13 protein-coding genes are annotated in these 15,482 nt (G+C 69.6%); 3 read left to right on the top strand and 10 right to left on the bottom strand.

The features are described 5' to 3' along the window. Positions 1 to 45: 45 nt before the first annotated feature. Entirely contained in the window at positions 46 to 825 is a 780-nt protein-coding gene (locus D9601_RS07125) for an NAD kinase (RefSeq protein ID WP_198353134.1), read from the bottom strand. Continuing rightward, positions 822 to 1,850, bottom strand: coding sequence for a GTP 3',8-cyclase MoaA (gene moaA, locus D9601_RS07120; protein WP_198353133.1), 1,029 nt, complete (start codon positions 1,848 to 1,850; stop codon positions 822 to 824). Before moaA ends, D9601_RS07125 begins: the two co-directional genes overlap by 4 nt. Positions 1,851 to 1,986: 136 nt before the next feature. Here moaA and D9601_RS07115 point away from each other — a divergent pair, with 136 nt between their 5' ends. Together D9601_RS07115 and D9601_RS07110 are read left to right on the top strand one after the other, a co-directional pair. Next, complete coding sequence (locus tag D9601_RS07115) at positions 1,987 to 3,642, top strand: GGDEF domain-containing phosphodiesterase (RefSeq protein WP_198353132.1); 1,656 nt, start codon at positions 1,987 to 1,989, stop codon at positions 3,640 to 3,642. After that, entirely contained in the window at positions 3,639 to 4,046 is a 408-nt protein-coding gene (locus D9601_RS07110; RefSeq protein ID WP_198353131.1) for a YybH family protein, read from the top strand. Before D9601_RS07115 ends, D9601_RS07110 begins: the two co-directional genes overlap by 4 nt. An 18-nt stretch (positions 4,047 to 4,064) precedes the next feature. Here D9601_RS07110 and mfd read toward each other — a convergent pair whose 3' ends face one another. After that, the gene (mfd, locus tag D9601_RS07105) at positions 4,065 to 7,544 is read right to left on the bottom strand and encodes a transcription-repair coupling factor (protein ID WP_198353441.1); all 3,480 of its coding nucleotides are present in this window, start codon (positions 7,542 to 7,544) and stop codon (positions 4,065 to 4,067) included. Positions 7,545 to 7,668: 124 nt separating this feature from the next. Next, the gene (locus tag D9601_RS07100) at positions 7,669 to 7,935 is read right to left on the bottom strand and encodes an FAD assembly factor SdhE (protein WP_198353440.1); all 267 of its coding nucleotides are present in this window, start codon (positions 7,933 to 7,935) and stop codon (positions 7,669 to 7,671) included. A 75-nt stretch (positions 7,936 to 8,010) separates the two neighbouring features. On the opposite strand from D9601_RS07100, the gene recG reads away from it, so the two are divergent. Continuing rightward, on the top strand, positions 8,011 to 10,062 hold the full coding sequence (gene recG, locus D9601_RS07095; RefSeq protein ID WP_198353130.1) for an ATP-dependent DNA helicase RecG: 2,052 nt from the start codon (positions 8,011 to 8,013) through the stop codon (positions 10,060 to 10,062). A gap of 89 nt (positions 10,063 to 10,151) precedes the next feature. Here the strand turns inward: recG and D9601_RS07090 are convergent, their stop codons facing one another. The 6 genes from D9601_RS07090 to serS all read right to left on the bottom strand — a co-directional run bounded on the left by D9601_RS07090 (position 10,152) and on the right by serS (position 15,422). Next, positions 10,152 to 10,751 carry a DUF922 domain-containing protein gene (locus D9601_RS07090; protein WP_232473852.1) on the bottom strand — a complete coding sequence of 200 codons (600 nt, stop codon included), beginning with the start codon at positions 10,749 to 10,751 and terminating at the stop codon, positions 10,152 to 10,154. Positions 10,752 to 10,848: 97 nt separating this feature from the next. Next, the gene (locus D9601_RS07085) at positions 10,849 to 11,004 is read right to left on the bottom strand and encodes a hypothetical protein (RefSeq protein ID WP_332837932.1); all 156 of its coding nucleotides are present in this window, start codon (positions 11,002 to 11,004) and stop codon (positions 10,849 to 10,851) included. 322 nt (positions 11,005 to 11,326) lie between these two features. Continuing rightward, on the bottom strand, positions 11,327 to 11,653 hold the full coding sequence (locus D9601_RS07080) for a PilZ domain-containing protein (protein WP_232473851.1): 327 nt from the start codon (positions 11,651 to 11,653) through the stop codon (positions 11,327 to 11,329). An 85-nt stretch (positions 11,654 to 11,738) separates the two neighbouring features. Then, on the bottom strand, positions 11,739 to 12,965 hold the full coding sequence (gene tyrS / locus D9601_RS07075; RefSeq protein WP_198353128.1) for a tyrosine--tRNA ligase: 1,227 nt from the start codon (positions 12,963 to 12,965) through the stop codon (positions 11,739 to 11,741). 65 nt (positions 12,966 to 13,030) lie between these two features. Then, entirely contained in the window at positions 13,031 to 14,140 is a 1,110-nt protein-coding gene (locus D9601_RS07070; protein ID WP_443024706.1) for a peptidoglycan DD-metalloendopeptidase family protein, read from the bottom strand. A gap of 1 nt (position 14,141) precedes the next feature. Continuing rightward, on the bottom strand, positions 14,142 to 15,422 hold the full coding sequence (gene serS, locus D9601_RS07065) for a serine--tRNA ligase (protein ID WP_198353127.1): 1,281 nt from the start codon (positions 15,420 to 15,422) through the stop codon (positions 14,142 to 14,144). Between the last annotated feature and the right edge of the window lie 60 nt (positions 15,423 to 15,482).

Raw genomic sequence — 15,482 nt, 5'->3', positions numbered from 1 at the left:
ATGACGCAGCGCGCCCAGGGTGCACGTCGACGCCACCGGCCGGGTTCAGGCGATGAATTGCTCCATCGTGATCCGGTCGTCGAGCGCATGTTCGGGATCGAACAGCAGGGTCAGTTCGCGCGCGCGGTCGATGCAGACCGAAACTTCGGCGACGTCGCGAAATTCGCGCTGGTCGGCGACGGCGGACACCGGCCGCTTGCCCGCGTCGAGGATGCGCAGGGTAATCCGCGCCTTGTCGGGCAGGATCGCACCGCGCCAGCGGCGCGGGCGGAACGGACTGATCGGGGTCAGCGCGAGCAGGTTGGAGCCCAGCGGCAGGATCGGCCCCTGCGCGGATAGATTGTACGCCGTCGATCCGGCCGGCGTCGCCACCAGAATACCGTCGCAGGCCAATTCGGGCAGCACCACGCGGTCGTTGACCGTCACCTCGAGCTTCGCGGTCTGCCGCGTCTCGCGCAGCAGCGACACTTCGTTGATCGCCGGGGCCTGATGGATGCGGCCGTCGTTGGTGGTCACCGTCGCGGTCAGCGGCGTCACCTTGAACGGGCGCGCACGGGACAGCCGCTCCTCCAGATCGAATTGCCGCCACTCGTTCATCAGGAAGCCGACCGTCCCGAGGTTCATGCCGAACACCGGCACCGCCGGGCGACGCTGGTCGAGCTGGCTGTGCAGCGCCTGCAACAGGAAGCCGTCGCCGCCCAGCGCGATGATCACATCCGCCTCGGCCGGATCGACCCAGTCGAACGCGTCGGCCAGCTCGCGCGCCGCGGCCTGGGCGGGTGGCGTGGGCGAAGCGACGAGCGCGCGCCGTTCGAACACGTTCATCCGCCGGTGACGCTCATATGCCGGCTGGTCGCGGGCGCGGCGCCCCGGTCGATGCGGAAGTCGTGCCGCGCCGGTTTGCGCAACAGCGCGTCGTCGATCGCCGCATCGAGGGCGGCGATGCCACCCTCACGCAGCGCCGCCTTCAGATCGACGCGGTCCTCATGGCCGAGGCACATGTACAATGTCCCCTCGGTGGTCAGCCGCACGCGATTGCAGCCGTCGCAGAAATTGGCGGTGAGCGGGGAGATGAGTCCCAGCCGCGTTGTGCTGCCCTCGACCCGCCAATAGCGCGCCGGGCCGCCGGTGCGATGGCTGTCGCGGACCAGCGGGAACTCGCCCTGCAACCGCTCGAGCACGCGGGTCAGCGGCACGAACCGGTCGGTGCGATCCTCGTCGATCGCGCCGAGCGGCATCGTCTCGATCAGCGACAGATCGTGGCCCTGCTCAAGGCACCAGGCGAGCATCGGGCCGATCTCGTCCTCGTTGAGACCGGCCAGCGCGACCATGTTGATCTTGACCGCCAGCCCGGCCGCCTTGGCGGAGGCGATGCCGTCCAGCACCTGAGCGACGTCGCCGTGACGGGTGATGTAGCGGAAGGTGGCCGGGTTGAGACTGTCGAGGCTGACGTTGATCCGCCGGATACCCGCAGCGACCAGCGTCTCGGCATGGTCGGCGAGCCGCGTCGCATTGGTCGTCATGGTCAGTTCGTCGAGTCCGCCGTCCGGGCCGGTGGCGCCGACATGGCGTCCGAGCCGCCGCACCAGATCGCCGACGTCGCGGCGCACCAGGGGCTCGCCGCCCGACAGGCGGATCTTGGTCACCCCGCGCGCGATGAAGCGTTCGGCAATGATCGCGATCTCGTCGAGGCTCAGCAGCTTCGCACGCGGCAGGAACGTCATCTGCTCCGCCATGCAGTAGCGGCAGCGCAGGTCGCAGCGGTCGGTCACGGAAATGCGCAGGTAGCGGATCGCCCGCCCGTGCGCATCGACCAGCCGCCGGTCGGGAGAAGGAGAAGCGGTGGTCATGTCAGCGAGCTAAGCGGTCAACCCGCCGCGGACAAGTCCGTTCCGTCCCCGTAAAGTTCTGTGGCGATATACCGGGCGTATCGGCCGTCGCGCCAGCCGCTTTCACCGGCCCGGAACTGCCGCTAGGCACGGGATAATGGCAGCAGAAGCAAAGCACCTCACGTTGATGATCGTGTCGCCGCGGGATCACGACGCCCTCGCCGCGGTGGCGGCGGAGGACGGTTGGTTGGTGGCGGCTCCGGCGGCGGCCGACGTCCAGGCGGCGCTGGCCGAGCGCGTGCGGGTCGTCCTGGTCGACGGGCGTGGCGGGACGGATGCCGGCCTTGCCGCGAGCAAGGCGTTGGGCGGCTATATCGCCGCGACCGGCGGCGCATTGGTGGTGCTGCTCGACCGGCCTGATGGCGACGCGCTCGACGCGCATTTCGCTGCCGGCGCCACGCATTTTCTGGCGCCGCCGGGTGACGGCGAAAGTCTGCGCCAGACGCTGCGATTCGCGCAACGCCACGTCCGCCGTGCGGGCGGGCGCGATGATGGCGACCGGCGTCAGCCCGAAGCACGATTGGCGGAGGCCGAACACTGGATCGACGCCCATCTCGTCGCCGGCCGCCATGTCGGCGTGCTCAGGATCGCACTGTCGCGGCTCGACATCCTGAACGCGGCGCGGGGACGGGCTGCCGGCGACTCCCTGATCGCGGCGGCGCGTGCGCAGGTGCAGGCGATCGTCGCCGATCTGCTCGACACGTCCGGGCTCGTCGTCGCGCCGAGCGGCAGCGAGTTGGTCGTCACGGCGGCCGCCGATCCGGCGACGCTCGATGTGCTGGCGGCGCGGCTCGACGCGGCGCTGGCCCGGCCGTTCGGCGTCGGCGGGGGCGAAGCGGTGCTCGGCAGCCGCTGGGGCATGGCGGAGAGCGGGGCGGGAGACGACGCCCCGCGTCTGCTGCATCGTGCCGGCGAGGCGCTGGCGGCCGCAAAGAGCGGCGACAGCGGCATGGTACGGATCGCCGGCCCGCAAGGGGCGATGCCGCTCGATGCGCTGGCCGTCGACCTGCACCATGCGATCGAGCGCGGCGAGATCGACATCTTGTTCCAGCCGCAGGCACCGATCGACGGCGGCCCGATCATCGGGGTGGAGGCGCTGGCTCGTTGGCGGCACGGCCGGCTCGGCTCGCTCGGCGCGGACGCGCTGTTCGCCGCGGCGGAGCGCGCCGATCTTGGTCTCGCGCTGTCCGATCACATCCAGGGGCTGGTACTGCGGCGGATCGCCGGCTGGACCGGGACGCTGGCGGCGTTGCGCGTCTCGCTCAATCTGACCGCCGCCGACCTTGCCCGGCCGGGGTTCGCCGCATCCTTCCTCGCCCAGGCCGCTGCCACCGGGGTCGCGCCCGACCGATTGACCGTCGAGATCACCGAAACGGGTGCGGTTCGCGATCTGGACGCGGCGGCCGGCGTGCTGCGTGCGATCCGTGCCGCCGGCACCCGCGTCGCGCTCGACGATTTCGGCACCGGCTATTCCAGCCTGGCTTACCTCGCTGCTCTGCCGCTCGATTATCTCAAGCTCGACAAGGCACTGGCGGTAGGCGGTGCGGGGCAGCCGAGCGACGATCGCGGCGTGGTGCGCGCGGTGATGGCGCTGGCGCGGTCGCTCGACCTGCCCGTGATCGCCGAGGGGGTGGAGACGGAGGCGCAGCGCGCCTTGCTCGCCGCGGAGGGCTGTGCCTATGTTCAGGGCTTTCTGCTCGCGCCGCCGCTCGACGAGGCGGCGCTGATCCGATTGCTGGAGACGCCTCGATGATCGCGCTGCTGCTCGCTGCCGCCACCGCCGCCCCGGCGACCGATCCCCGCGCCGGCATCGAACGCGCGATGCAGGATAGTGCCACGGCCTGGACACGCGGCGACATCCCGCGGTTTCTCGCCGTCTACGCGGAGGATGCGGTGTTCGTCACCAAGACGGGGCTGGTGCGCGGCAAGCGGGCGATCGCGGCGCGCTACGATGCCGGCTACGGCAAGGACCCGCGCAAGCGCGGTGCGCTGTCGTTCCGCATGCTCGGCAGCCGGCCGATCGACCCGACCCACCAGATGCTCTGGGCGCGGTGGACGCTGACCTACCCCGGCGGCCGTACCGACAGCGGCATGACCTCGCTGGTCTTCGAGCGGCAGGCGGGCGGCTGGAAGATCATCGCCGACCACAGCAGCTGAGCCTGACCGGCGGACGGCTCAGCCCGCCGCCTTGGCCAGCCCCTTCGACAATTGCAACGCGCCGTGCAGCCGCGCCTTGGCGTCCGGCCAGGCGCGCTGCAGCACCAGCTTGCTGTCCGGCCTGAGCTTGGCGACGCCGTTGAGCCGCTCGACATAGGCGAGCAGGCCGCGGAAGTTCGGCGGCGTGTCGTTGTGGAAGGCGACCAGCACCCCGCGCGGGCCGACATCCATCTTGGCGATGCACGCCTTCTTCGCGTTGAGCTTGATCTCGATGACCCGGATCAGATTGTCGGTCGCGTCGGGCAGCGGGCCGAACCGGTCGATCATCTCTGCCGCGAACGCCTCGATCTCGCGGCTCTCGTCCAGCTCGTTGAGGCGCCGGTACAGGCCCATGCGCAGGTCGAGGTCGGGCACGTAATCGTCCGGGATCAGGATCGGCGCATCGACGGTGATCTGGGGCGAGAAGTCACGCGGGCGATCGCTGGCGAGGCCGCCGGCCTTGGCGTCCATGATCGCTTCTTCCAGCATCGACTGGTAGAGTTCGTAGCCGACCTCCTTGATATGACCGGACTGTTCGTCGCCGAGCAGATTGCCCGCGCCGCGGATGTCGAGGTCGTGGCTGGCGAGCTGGAACCCCGCGCCGAGCGAGTCGAGGTCGCTCAGCACCTTCAGCCGTTTCTCCGCCGTGTCGGTCATCTGCCGTTCGGGCGGGGTGACCAGATAGGCATAGGCGCGCGTCTTTGACCGGCCGACGCGCCCGCGCAACTGATAGAGCTGGGCGAGGCCGAAGCGATCGGCGCGGTTGACGATCATCGTGTTGGCGGAGGCGATGTCGATGCCGCTCTCGATGATCGTGGTGGAGATCAGCACCTCGAACTTCTTGTCGTAGAAGGCGCTCATCCGCTCCTCGACCTCGGTCGCGCTCATCTGGCCGTGGGCGATGACGTAGCGGATCTCCGGCACCTCGTTGCGCAGGAATTCCTCGAGATCGGGCAGGTCGGCGATGCGCGGCGTGACCAGGAAGCTTTGCCCGCCGCGATAATGTTCGCGCAGCAGCGCCTCGCGCAGCACCACCGGGTCCCACGGCATGACATAGGTGCGCACCGCGAGGCGATCGACCGGCGGCGTCTGGATCACCGATAGTTCGCGCAAGCCGGACATCGCCATCTGCAGCGTGCGCGGGATCGGCGTCGCGGTCAGCGTCAGCATGTGCACGTCGGCGCGCATCGCCTTCAGCCGTTCCTTGTGGGTGACGCCGAACCGCTGCTCCTCGTCGACGACGACCAGCCCGAGCCGCTTGAACTCGACGGTCTTGGCGAGCAGCGCGTGCGTGCCGATCACCACGTCGATCGATCCGTTGGCAAGGCCCTCCTTGGTCGCCTTCACCTCGCTCGCCGTGACCAGTCGCGACAGGCGGCCGATCTCGATCGGAAAGCCCTCGAACCGCGCGCAGAAATTGTTGAAATGCTGACGCGCGAGCAGGGTCGTCGGGCAGACCACCGCGACCTGCATGCCGGCCATCGCCGCAACGAAGGCGGCGCGCAGCGCGACCTCGGTCTTGCCGAAGCCGACGTCGCCGACGATCAGCCGGTCCATCGGCTTGCCCGCCGCCAGATCGCCGAGCACGTCGTCGATCGCGCGGTCCTGATCGTCCGTCTCCTCATAGGGGAAGCGGTCGACGAAGCTCGGATAGCCGCTGGGGTCTGGCTCGGCGATCTCGCCCGGGCGCAGCGCGCGTTCGGCGGCGGTGCGGATCAGCTCGCCGGCGATCTCGCGGATCCGCTCCTTCATCCGCGACTTGCGCCGCTGCCACGCCTCGCCGCCCAGCCGGTCGAGCGCGGTCGCCTCCTCGCTGCTGCCGTAGCGCGACAGCACTTCGAGATTCTCGACCGGCACGAACAATTTGTCGCCGCCGGCATATTCGACCGCGACGCAATCATGCGGGCTCTGGCCGACCGGGATCGAGGTCAGGCCGAGATATTTGCCGATGCCATGGTCGCTGTGGACGACGAGGTCGCCCGGCGTCAGCGTCGCCAGCTCGGCGAGGAAGGCGTCCGCCGATTTCTTGCGCTTCGCCCGCCGGATCAGCCGGTCGCCGAGCATGTCCTGTTCGGTCAGCACCGCGACGTCGGGCGCGGTGAAGCCGTGGTCGAGCGGCAGCACGACCAGCGCCACGCCGGCGCTCTTGCCGGTATCGGCGACGCCCAGCGCCTGCTGCCAGGTTTCCGCCGCCTTGGCGCCAGTCAGGCCATGATCCTTGAGCAGATTGCCCAGCCGCTCGCGCGCGCCGATCGAATAGCTGGCGAGGATCGGCTTCTTGCCGTCCTTGCGCAGACGGCCGATGTGCTGGACGACCGCCTCGTAGACGTTGGCGCCGCCCGAGCGTTCGGGCGCGAAGTCGCGCGCGCCGTCGACGCCGAAGTCGAGCACCGTTCTGCTCTCCGGCTCGTGGAACGGCGTCGTCACGTGCATGTGCCGCGCCTCGACCGTCTCGCGCCATTCGCGTTCGCCGAGGTAGAGCGCGGTCTGCCCAAGCGGCCGGTAGCTGCCCGGCTGCGCACCCTCCGCCCGCTGCCGGTTCTCGTAATAATCGGCGATCGCCTCCAGCCGGCCCTCGACCGCGCCCGCCACGCCCGCGTCGCGCACGATCACGTCGTCGGGCCCGAGATGGTCGAACAGCGTCGCCAATTTGTCCTCGAACAGCGGCAGCCAATGTTCCATGCCCGCCAGCCGTCGCCCGTCGCTGACCGCCTGATACAGCGGGTCCCCCGTCGCGGTGGCGCCGAACTTGTCGCGATAGCGGCTGCGGAAGCGCTTGATCGAATCCTCGTCGAGCAGCGCCTCGGATGCGGGCAGCAGCACGAAGCCGTCGATCCGGCCGGTGGTCCGCTGATCCTCCGGACTGAACGTCCGCACCGTCTCGATCTCGTCGCCGAAGAAGTCCAGGCGCAGTGCCTGTTCCTCGCCGCTCGGATAGAGGTCGACGATGCCGCCGCGCACCGCATATTCGCCGTGGTCGTGCACCGTGTCGGTACGGACATAGCCGTTCGCCTGAAGCAACTGCGCGAGCTTGTCGCGGTCGATCCGCTCGCCGGGCGCCAGCCGCGCCACCAGCTGCCGGATGCGGAACGGCGTCAGCACCCGCTGCGTCGCGGCATTGGCGGTGGTCAGCAGCAGCTGTGGCGTCTTCACCTGCCGCTGCAGCCGATGCAGCGCCGCGACCCGCTCCGCCATGATGCGCAGCGTCGGCGAGGCGCGATCATAGGGTAGGCAGTCCCATGCCGGCAGGCCCAGCACTTCGAGCTCGGGCGCGAAGAAGGCGGCGGTGCTGGCGATCGCCCGCATCTGCGCCTCGTCGGACGCGACGAACACGACGCGCCCGCCCTTCGCCGCTGCGGCGCGCGCCAGATCGGCGAGCACCGTGGGCTGGAAGCCATGCGGCACGCCCGACAGGGTCAGGATGGTCTTGGCGGTAAGGATCGTCTGAAGGTCGGGCATCGTATCTTTCGTCATGCCGGACTTGTTCCGGCATCCACGGTGCCGCGTAAGCCCAGCGCTGCGGCGCTAGCGGATCGGTGGACCCCGGAACGAGTCCGGGGTGACGACGGAAATCAGTGGTGCGTCAACGCGCCACCGGCACGTAGGTGATCGCGCGCATGCGATCCATCATCGGCCCCTGCCAACGGTTGGGGCAGGGCAGCGATCCGATCGCCCAGCCCATGATGTCGACGTCCTGCTCCTCGAGCAGCGCCTCGAACCAGTCGAGCTCCGCCGGCGAAAGGCTCGGCCCGTGCGCGTCGAAGAAGCCGCCGATCATCAGATCCGCCTCCTTGGTGCCGCGGTGCCAGGCGCGGAACTTCAGGCGTTTGAGGCGGGTGGCGTGATCCATGCAGCATTCCCAATGGCGTAACGCCCGGCGGGTGCTGGCGGCACACGTCGGGTCGGCTATAGCGGTCATGTAGTCATGCGCCCGCTCATCCTCAATCCGCTGTTCGCCGAAGTCACCGCGCTGAAGGGTGTCGGCCCCGCGCTCGCCAAGCCGCTCGAACGGCTCGGCCTCGCGCGCGTCGTCGACGTCGCCTTCCATCTGCCGAGCGGCTGGATCGACCGGGTGGCGCGCGACGAACTCGACGAGGCCGACGCCGGCCGCATCATCGCGATCCAGCTTACCCCGGTCGATTATCGGACCAGCAGCGGCCGCGGACCGACGCGGGTGCAGGCGGTCGATGCCCGCGGCAATTATGTCAGCCTCGTTTATTTCGGCGGCTCGTCCGGCTGGGTGAAGAAGCTGCTGCCGCTGGGCGAGCCGCGCCGCGTGTCGGGCAAGCTGGAGCAATATGGCCAGACCCTCCAGATCATCCACCCCGACCTGGCCGAAGCCGACGAGCCGTTTCGCGCCCGCGAGCCGATCTATCCCCTGTCCGAAGGGCTGACCTCGCGTCGCCTCGCCGCGCTGGCGCAGCAGGCGGTCGAGCGCGCGCCGGTGCTGGCCGAATGGATCGAACCCGGCCTGAAAGGGAAGCGCGGCTGGCCAGACTGGCGCGACGCTTTGGCCGCGATCCACGACGACCCCGCCGACAAGGTCGCGCGCGAGCGGCTCGCCTATGACGAGATCTTCGCCAATCAGCTGGCGATGACGCTGGTCCGCGCCGACACTCGCAAGCGCCGCGGCCGCGCGCTGCACGGCGACGGGCGGCTGCGCGACCTGCTCAAGCTGCCCTACACGCTGACGGGTGCGCAAAGCCGCACGATCGCGGAGATCGAGGGCGACCTCGCCCAGACCGCGCCGATGCTGCGGCTGTTGCAGGGTGACGTCGGCGCCGGCAAGACGTTGGTCGCGGCGATGGCGCTGCTGATCGCGGTGGAGGCGGGCGCGCAAGGCGCCATGCTCGCGCCGACCGAGATCCTCGCCCGCCAGCATTACGAGACGCTCCGCAAGACGCTCGCCGGCCTGCCGCTCAACGTCGCCGTGCTGACCGGCCGCGACAAGGGTCGCGCGCGCGAGGCGACCTTGATGGGTCTGGCGAGCGGCGAGATCGACATCCTCGTCGGCACGCACGCCATCTTCCAGGAGGCGGTCGCCTACAAGGACCTCGCGCTCGTCGTCGTCGACGAACAGCACCGCTTCGGCGTCGCCGAGCGGATGATGCTGCAGGCCAAGGGGCGCACGCCGCCGCACCTGCTGGCGATGACCGCGACGCCGATCCCGCGCACGCTGACGCTGGCGCAATATGGCGAGATGGACGTCAGCCGCCTCGACGAGATGCCGCCCGGCCGCCAGCCGATCGAGACGCGCGTGGTCAGCGAGGACCGGCTTGACGAAGTGGTCGAGGCGCTCGGGCGGCATATCGCGGATGGAGGCCAGGCCTATTGGGTCTGCCCGCTGGTCGAGGAAAGCGAGAAGAGCGACCTCGCCGCCGCGGAGATGCGCGCCGAACAGCTGCGGCTTCGCTTCGGTGAACGGGTCGGCGTCGTCCACGGCCGCATGAAAGGGCCGGAGAAGGACGCGGTGATGGAGGCGTTCGCCGGCAACCGCCTGTCCGTGCTGGTCGCGACGACGGTGATCGAGGTCGGTGTCGACGTGCCCAATGCGACGCTGATCGTCATCGAACATGCCGACCGTTTCGGCCTTGCCCAGCTTCACCAGCTGCGCGGCCGGGTTGGGCGGGGCGGGGGGCTGTCGCGGTGCCTGCTGTTACGCGGGTCGACGCTCAGCGAGACGTCGCGGGCACGGCTGGCGCTGATGCGCGACACCAACGACGGCTTCCGCATCGCCGAGGAGGATTTGCGCCTGCGCGGCAGCGGTGAATTGCTCGGGACGCGCCAGTCCGGCGAAATGGCCTTCCGCCTCGCCACGCCGGAGATGCTGACCGACCTGATGCAATGCGCGCAGGACGACGCGCGCCTGCTGATCGGCCGCGACGGCGGGCTGGAGGGCGCGCGCGGCGAGGCCGCCCGGATCGCCCTCTATTTGTTCGACCGCGATGCGGGCGTGGCGCTGCTGCGATCGGGGTGACAGGAGGAGGCGGGCGCCACCGGGTCCGCGCGACCGCAGCCGATCGACCCCCGCGTCACCGCGGAAGCGACCGCTTGCGGATGCGTAGGTCAGCCGAATGCCGCAATCGTACTGCCGCCATGATGGGTTTCGCGGTCGAACGCGACGTCATGCGACGCGATTATCGCCAGGGCGGCTTTGGCTGCGGCGCCTGCCTTGTCGCAGCCCGCGGTGTTGATGGCCTTGACGATGTCGTTGCGGTGATCCCAAGCGTAGCGGACATGCCCTTCCTCATGCGCGAGCAGGGATTTGCGGTACCGGTCGAATTGTTCCTGCACGGCCGGCGAAACCTTGGCGTCGGATAGCCGCGGAACCGTCACGGTGGCGGAAAAGGAGATGTCTTCCTGCGTCGTCGAACAATGTCCCCGCCCGTCATTCTGCCACCGCCAGCGGACGTTCCATCTCGATAGCCCGTCGACGCGCGTGCCATCGTTGGTGTCTGTCGGCCGCGCCGCGTCGATCGAATGTCGGATCGCCTTCGGTGTGCGACCGGCAACATCATAATCGACGATCGTGACGCCTGGAATGCCGTCGAAGGGACCTCGCGTCTCGTGCCCGATCGGCATCGCCTGAGCCGAAAGGACCAAGATGGCGGCGGCATGGAGCGCAAGCGACTGCAGGGGGCCTGATGTCAGCATAATCTGCATCATATCCGGACCGCGCCGATCGGCAACGGGTGGCAGGGCTGACTGCTGCCGGACGCGGCCGGTGTGCGGATGAGGGTAGACGCGGGTGCCGGAAACAGGGTCACATACCCGGTCGGCAATCTTGCCTCAGCTTGGCGATCGACAGCCCATCCGCCCCGGCGCGTTCCTTGACCGATGGCTCGCTTCGCATCAGCGCTTTGGCAATTGCCTTGAGCGCCATGCCCTTTTTGGCGAGCGTGTGCAGCTTCTGGACCACGTCGGGTTTCCGGGGCTAACCATGACGTTCGAAGCGTTCGGCCATGTCCCACGAAAGGGGAGTATCGCCGCCACGCCACCCGGCTTTGCGAGAACGTGGCGCGATGCCGCCATGGCCATCACCGGGCCGCAACGCTGTCCTACAGGAACAATGACTGCTAAGGTCCCTCGACGTTCTTTCTCATGGCCGGTCACACTGACGGCGATGGCGCGGCCGCGAGCGCGCCTGCCGCAGCGACGCGCAATGATATTTCGCGACAGGGATCGTTTCCGGCGCGTTCAGGCGTCAATTCTGTCAAGTCTCGTGGGCGTTCGCGCGGCGCTCAAGCCTTCATCGCACCCAGCACCGCGTGATACTGGCCGGCCGGGATCGGGCGTTCGAACTGGCAGCCGATCCGTCCGCCCAAGGCCCAGCGCACCGCGACCTGCATCTCGCCGACCAGCGGCAGCTGCACGCGGATCCATTCGCCGACGCTGACCGGCGCATCGCTGCGGATCATCAGACCGCCCGGGGACAGATTGACGACGAGCACCGTGACCGTACGGCGATCGGCGAGCAGCACGCGGCCCCGGAAATGGACCTCGTCGCGGGGTTCGGCCCGCCCGTCGTACGTCTGGTTCAACGCTCCGAGCACATGCTGGCGCCTCATCACGATCTGCCCATTCAGACCGTTGTGGACGTTTACTAAAGACGCACCCTTTACAGAGACTTACCGCAGCACTCGGTTCGTCGCATCAGCCGGCGATCAGCAGCCCGTGGTTCTTCTTGCCGGCCGACAGGCGGACCGGCTCGGGCCCGACGGCGATCACCTGCGCCTCGTCAGTGATCTTGTCGGTGCCGAGTCGGGCGCCGCCGCCGGCAATCAGCCGTCGCGCCTCGCCCTTCGACTTGGCGAAGCCAAGCGCGATCAGCGCGTCGACGACGCCGATCGACCCGCCGGCGACGGTAACGGTCGGCAGTGCCCCGCCGCTCGCGCCTTCCTCGAAGGTGCGGCGCGCGGTCTCCGCCGCCTCCTCCGCGGCGGCGCGACCGCGGCACATGGCGGTCGCCTCGTTGGCGAGCACCTTCTTCGCCTCGTTGATCTCGGCGCCCGGCAAGGCCTCGAGCAAGGCGATCTCGTCGAGGGGCAGGTCGGTGAACAGCCGCAGGAAACGGCCGACATCGCGATCGTCGGTGTTGCGCCAGAACTGCCAGTAATCGAAATGCGAGAGCTGGTCCTCGTGCAGCCAGACCGCGCCGGCCATCGTCTTGCCCATCTTGCCGCCGTCGGCGGTGGTGATCAGCGGCGTGGTGACGCCGAACACCTCGATCCCGTCCATCCGCCGGGCGAGCTCGATACCGTTGACGATATTGCCCCATTGGTCGCTGCCGCCCATCTGCAACCGGCAGCCGTGGCGATGCGCCAGCTCGCGGAAGTCATAGGCCTGCAGGATCATGTAGTTGAATTCGAGGAAGCTGAGCGATTGCTCCCGGTCGAGGCGCAGCTTGACCGAATCGAAGCTGAGCATGCGGTTGACGCTGAAATGCTGGCCGACCTCGCGCAGGAAGGGGATATATTCCAGCCGGTCGAGCCATTCGGCATTGTCGAGCATCACCGCGTCGGTCGGCCCGTCACCGAAGGTCAGGAAGCGTTCGAAGATGCGCTTGATGGAGGCGACGTTGGCCTTGATGCCGTCCTCGCCGAGCAGCTTGCGCGCCTCGTCCTTGAAGCTCGGATCGCCGATCTTGCCGGTGCCGCCGCCCATCAGCACGATCGGCTTGTGCCCGGTCTGCTGCAGCCGGCGCAGCAGCATGATCTGGACGAGGCTGCCGACGTGCAGCGACGGCGCGGTCGGGTCGAAGCCGATATAGCCCGGCACGACCCCCTTGGCGGCGAGCGCGTCGAGCGCATCGGCGTCGGTCAGCTGGTGGATGTAGCCGCGCGTCGAGAGCGTGTTGAGCAGGTCGGAGGCGTAGGTCATGCGCGCAGCCGTTACACAGCCGGTGCGGCCCCGTCACCTGTCGCGACGATCGCGCAAGGCGGCGGCTAGCGCCGCGGCAGCTGGCTTTGCGGATCGACCGGGGTGCGCCCCTTGCGCAGCTCGAAATGCAGCTCCGGCCGCTCGGCATAGCCGGTGTCGCCCGACAGCGCGATGGTCTGGCCGCGCTTGACGCTCTGGCCGCGCTGAACGAGCAGCTTACTGGCGTGGCCGTAAACGCTGGTCCAGCCGTCGCCGTGCTTGACAATGATCAGCCCGCCGAGCGCGGCGATGCCGTCGCCGGCATAAGCGACGACGCCGTCGGCGGCGGCACGCACCGGCGTGCCGATCGGCACGGCGATCTTGATGCCGTCGTTGCGCTCGCCGCTGCGGCCCGGACCGAAGCGGGTGACGACGGCGCCGTCGACCGGCCAGAGGAAGCCGCCGCGCGCAAGCTGTGCCGGGGCGGCGACGACGGCGGACGGCGGCAGGACGCGCCGCGGCGTCGCCACCGGCTTGGCGGCGGCCTGGCGCGGGGCGGGGGCGGGTTCGCCACCGGTCAGGATGTCGTCGATGTCGAGTTTGAAGGCGGCGGCGCGCTCGGCGGTGGAGGGCGCACGGCCGGGGTCGCCGGGGATCAGGATGCGCTGGCCGGCGGCGAGGATATAGGGTTCCTGCAGCGCATTGGCGGCGACGATCCGCGACCATTCGACGCCATAGGCGCGGGCGATGGCGATGCCGGTCTCGCCTTGGCGGACGAGGTGATAGCGGCCGCCTGGGATGACCAGCTGCTCGCCGGAACGCACCGGAAAGGGCGGGACGAGGCCGTTGGCGCGCGCGATCGCCGCCGCACCCGCACCGGTGCGCTCGGCGATGCGGCGCAGCGAGTCGCCGGGGGCGACGGTGTAGCGCTGGTCCGCGACGACCTTGGCGTCCGGCGTCACCGGCCGCGCCTCCCACGCCGGGCGGGCGGTGCGGGGCATGCTGACCGGCTGGTCGGCCTGACGCGACGGCAGGTCGTCGTCGTGCTCGACGGGAGGGGGGCGGTCGTCGGCCGGATAGGCCGGCGGCGGTGCCGGCTGGTAGGGACCGGACGGTGGCGCGTCAACGCTTGGAATGCAGCCGGCGAGCGCCAGCGTCAGCGAGGCCAGACTGGCGACGCCCGACCGCCGCATCATGTCAGCGCCGCGGCTCGAGACGGTTGCGGCCGCCCAGATAGGGCTGGAGCACGGTCGGCACCGCGACCGACCCGTCCTCCTGCTGGTAATTTTCGATCACCGCGACCAAAGTCCGCCCGACCGCGAGGCCGGAGCCGTTGAGCGTGTGGACGAACCGGTTCGCCTTCTCGCCCTCCGCCCGGTAGCGTGCGTTCATCCGCCGCGCCTGGAAGTCGGTGCAGGTCGAACAGCTCGAAATCTCGCGATACCGCGCCTGGCCGGGCAGCCAGACCTCGAGGTCGTAGGTGCGCGCCGCGGAGAAGCCCATGTCGCCGGCGCACAGCAGCATGCGCCGATAGGGCAGTTCGAGCGCATCGAGCACGCCCTCGGCACAGGCGGTCATCCGCTCGTGCTCGTCGTCCGACGCCTCGGGGGTGACGATCGACACCATCTCGACCTTGTCGAACTGATGCTGCCGGATGTAGCCGCGGGTGTCGCGCCCGGCGGCACCTGCCTCGGACCGGAAACAGGGGGTCAGCGCGGCGAAGCGCAGCGGCAGCTCCGCCTCGCTCAGGATCGCCTCGCGGACGATGTTGGTCAGCGACACCTCGGCGGTGGGGATCAGCCAGCGGCCATCGGTGGTGCGGAACAAATCCTCGGCGAATTTGGGAAGCTGACCGGTGCCGAACACCGCCTCGTCGCGGACGAGCAGCGGCGGCGCCACCTCCTCATAGCCATGGTCGCGGCTCAGCCGGTCGAGCATGAACTGACCGAGCGCACGCTGCAGCCGCGCCGCGTCGCCGCGGACCAACGTGAAGCGCGCGCCGGCGATCGCCACCCCCGTTTCGAAGTCGAGGCCGATCGCCGGGCCGATCGCGTCATGCTCGCGCGCCGGGAAGGGGAAGTCGCGCGGCGTGCCGCGGCTGTGCACCAGCACATTGTCATGCTCGTCGGCGCCGGCGGGCACGTCGGCGGCCGGGCGGTTGGGCAGGGCGGCGAGCGCGGTGTCGAGCGCCGCCGCGGCGTCCGCCTCGCGCGCCTCCAGGCCGGGCAGGGCGTCCTTGAGCGCGGCGACCTCGGCCATCAGCGCCTGGGCCCTGGCCTCGTCCTTCTGCGCCTTGGCTTGGCCGATGCCCTTCGACAGTTCGTTGCGGCGGGTCTGCGCGTCCTGCGCCGCGGCGATCGCGGCACGGCGTGCGTCGTCGAGCGCGACGAGTTGGTCGGCCTGTGGAGCGGCGCCGCGGCGGGCGAGATCGGCATCGAAGGCTGCGGGGGCTTCGCGGATGGCGCGGATGTCGTGCATGATGGCGACGGCTATGGCCGCGCCTCCTTTGCCGCGCAAGCCGGCAACCGTGCCCGGTCA

This window comes from Sphingomonas sp. MA1305 (assembly GCF_016107325.1).
Lineage (GTDB): Bacteria > Pseudomonadota > Alphaproteobacteria > Sphingomonadales > Sphingomonadaceae > Sphingomonas.
This window is presented reverse-complemented; position numbering and strand designations above follow the sequence as displayed.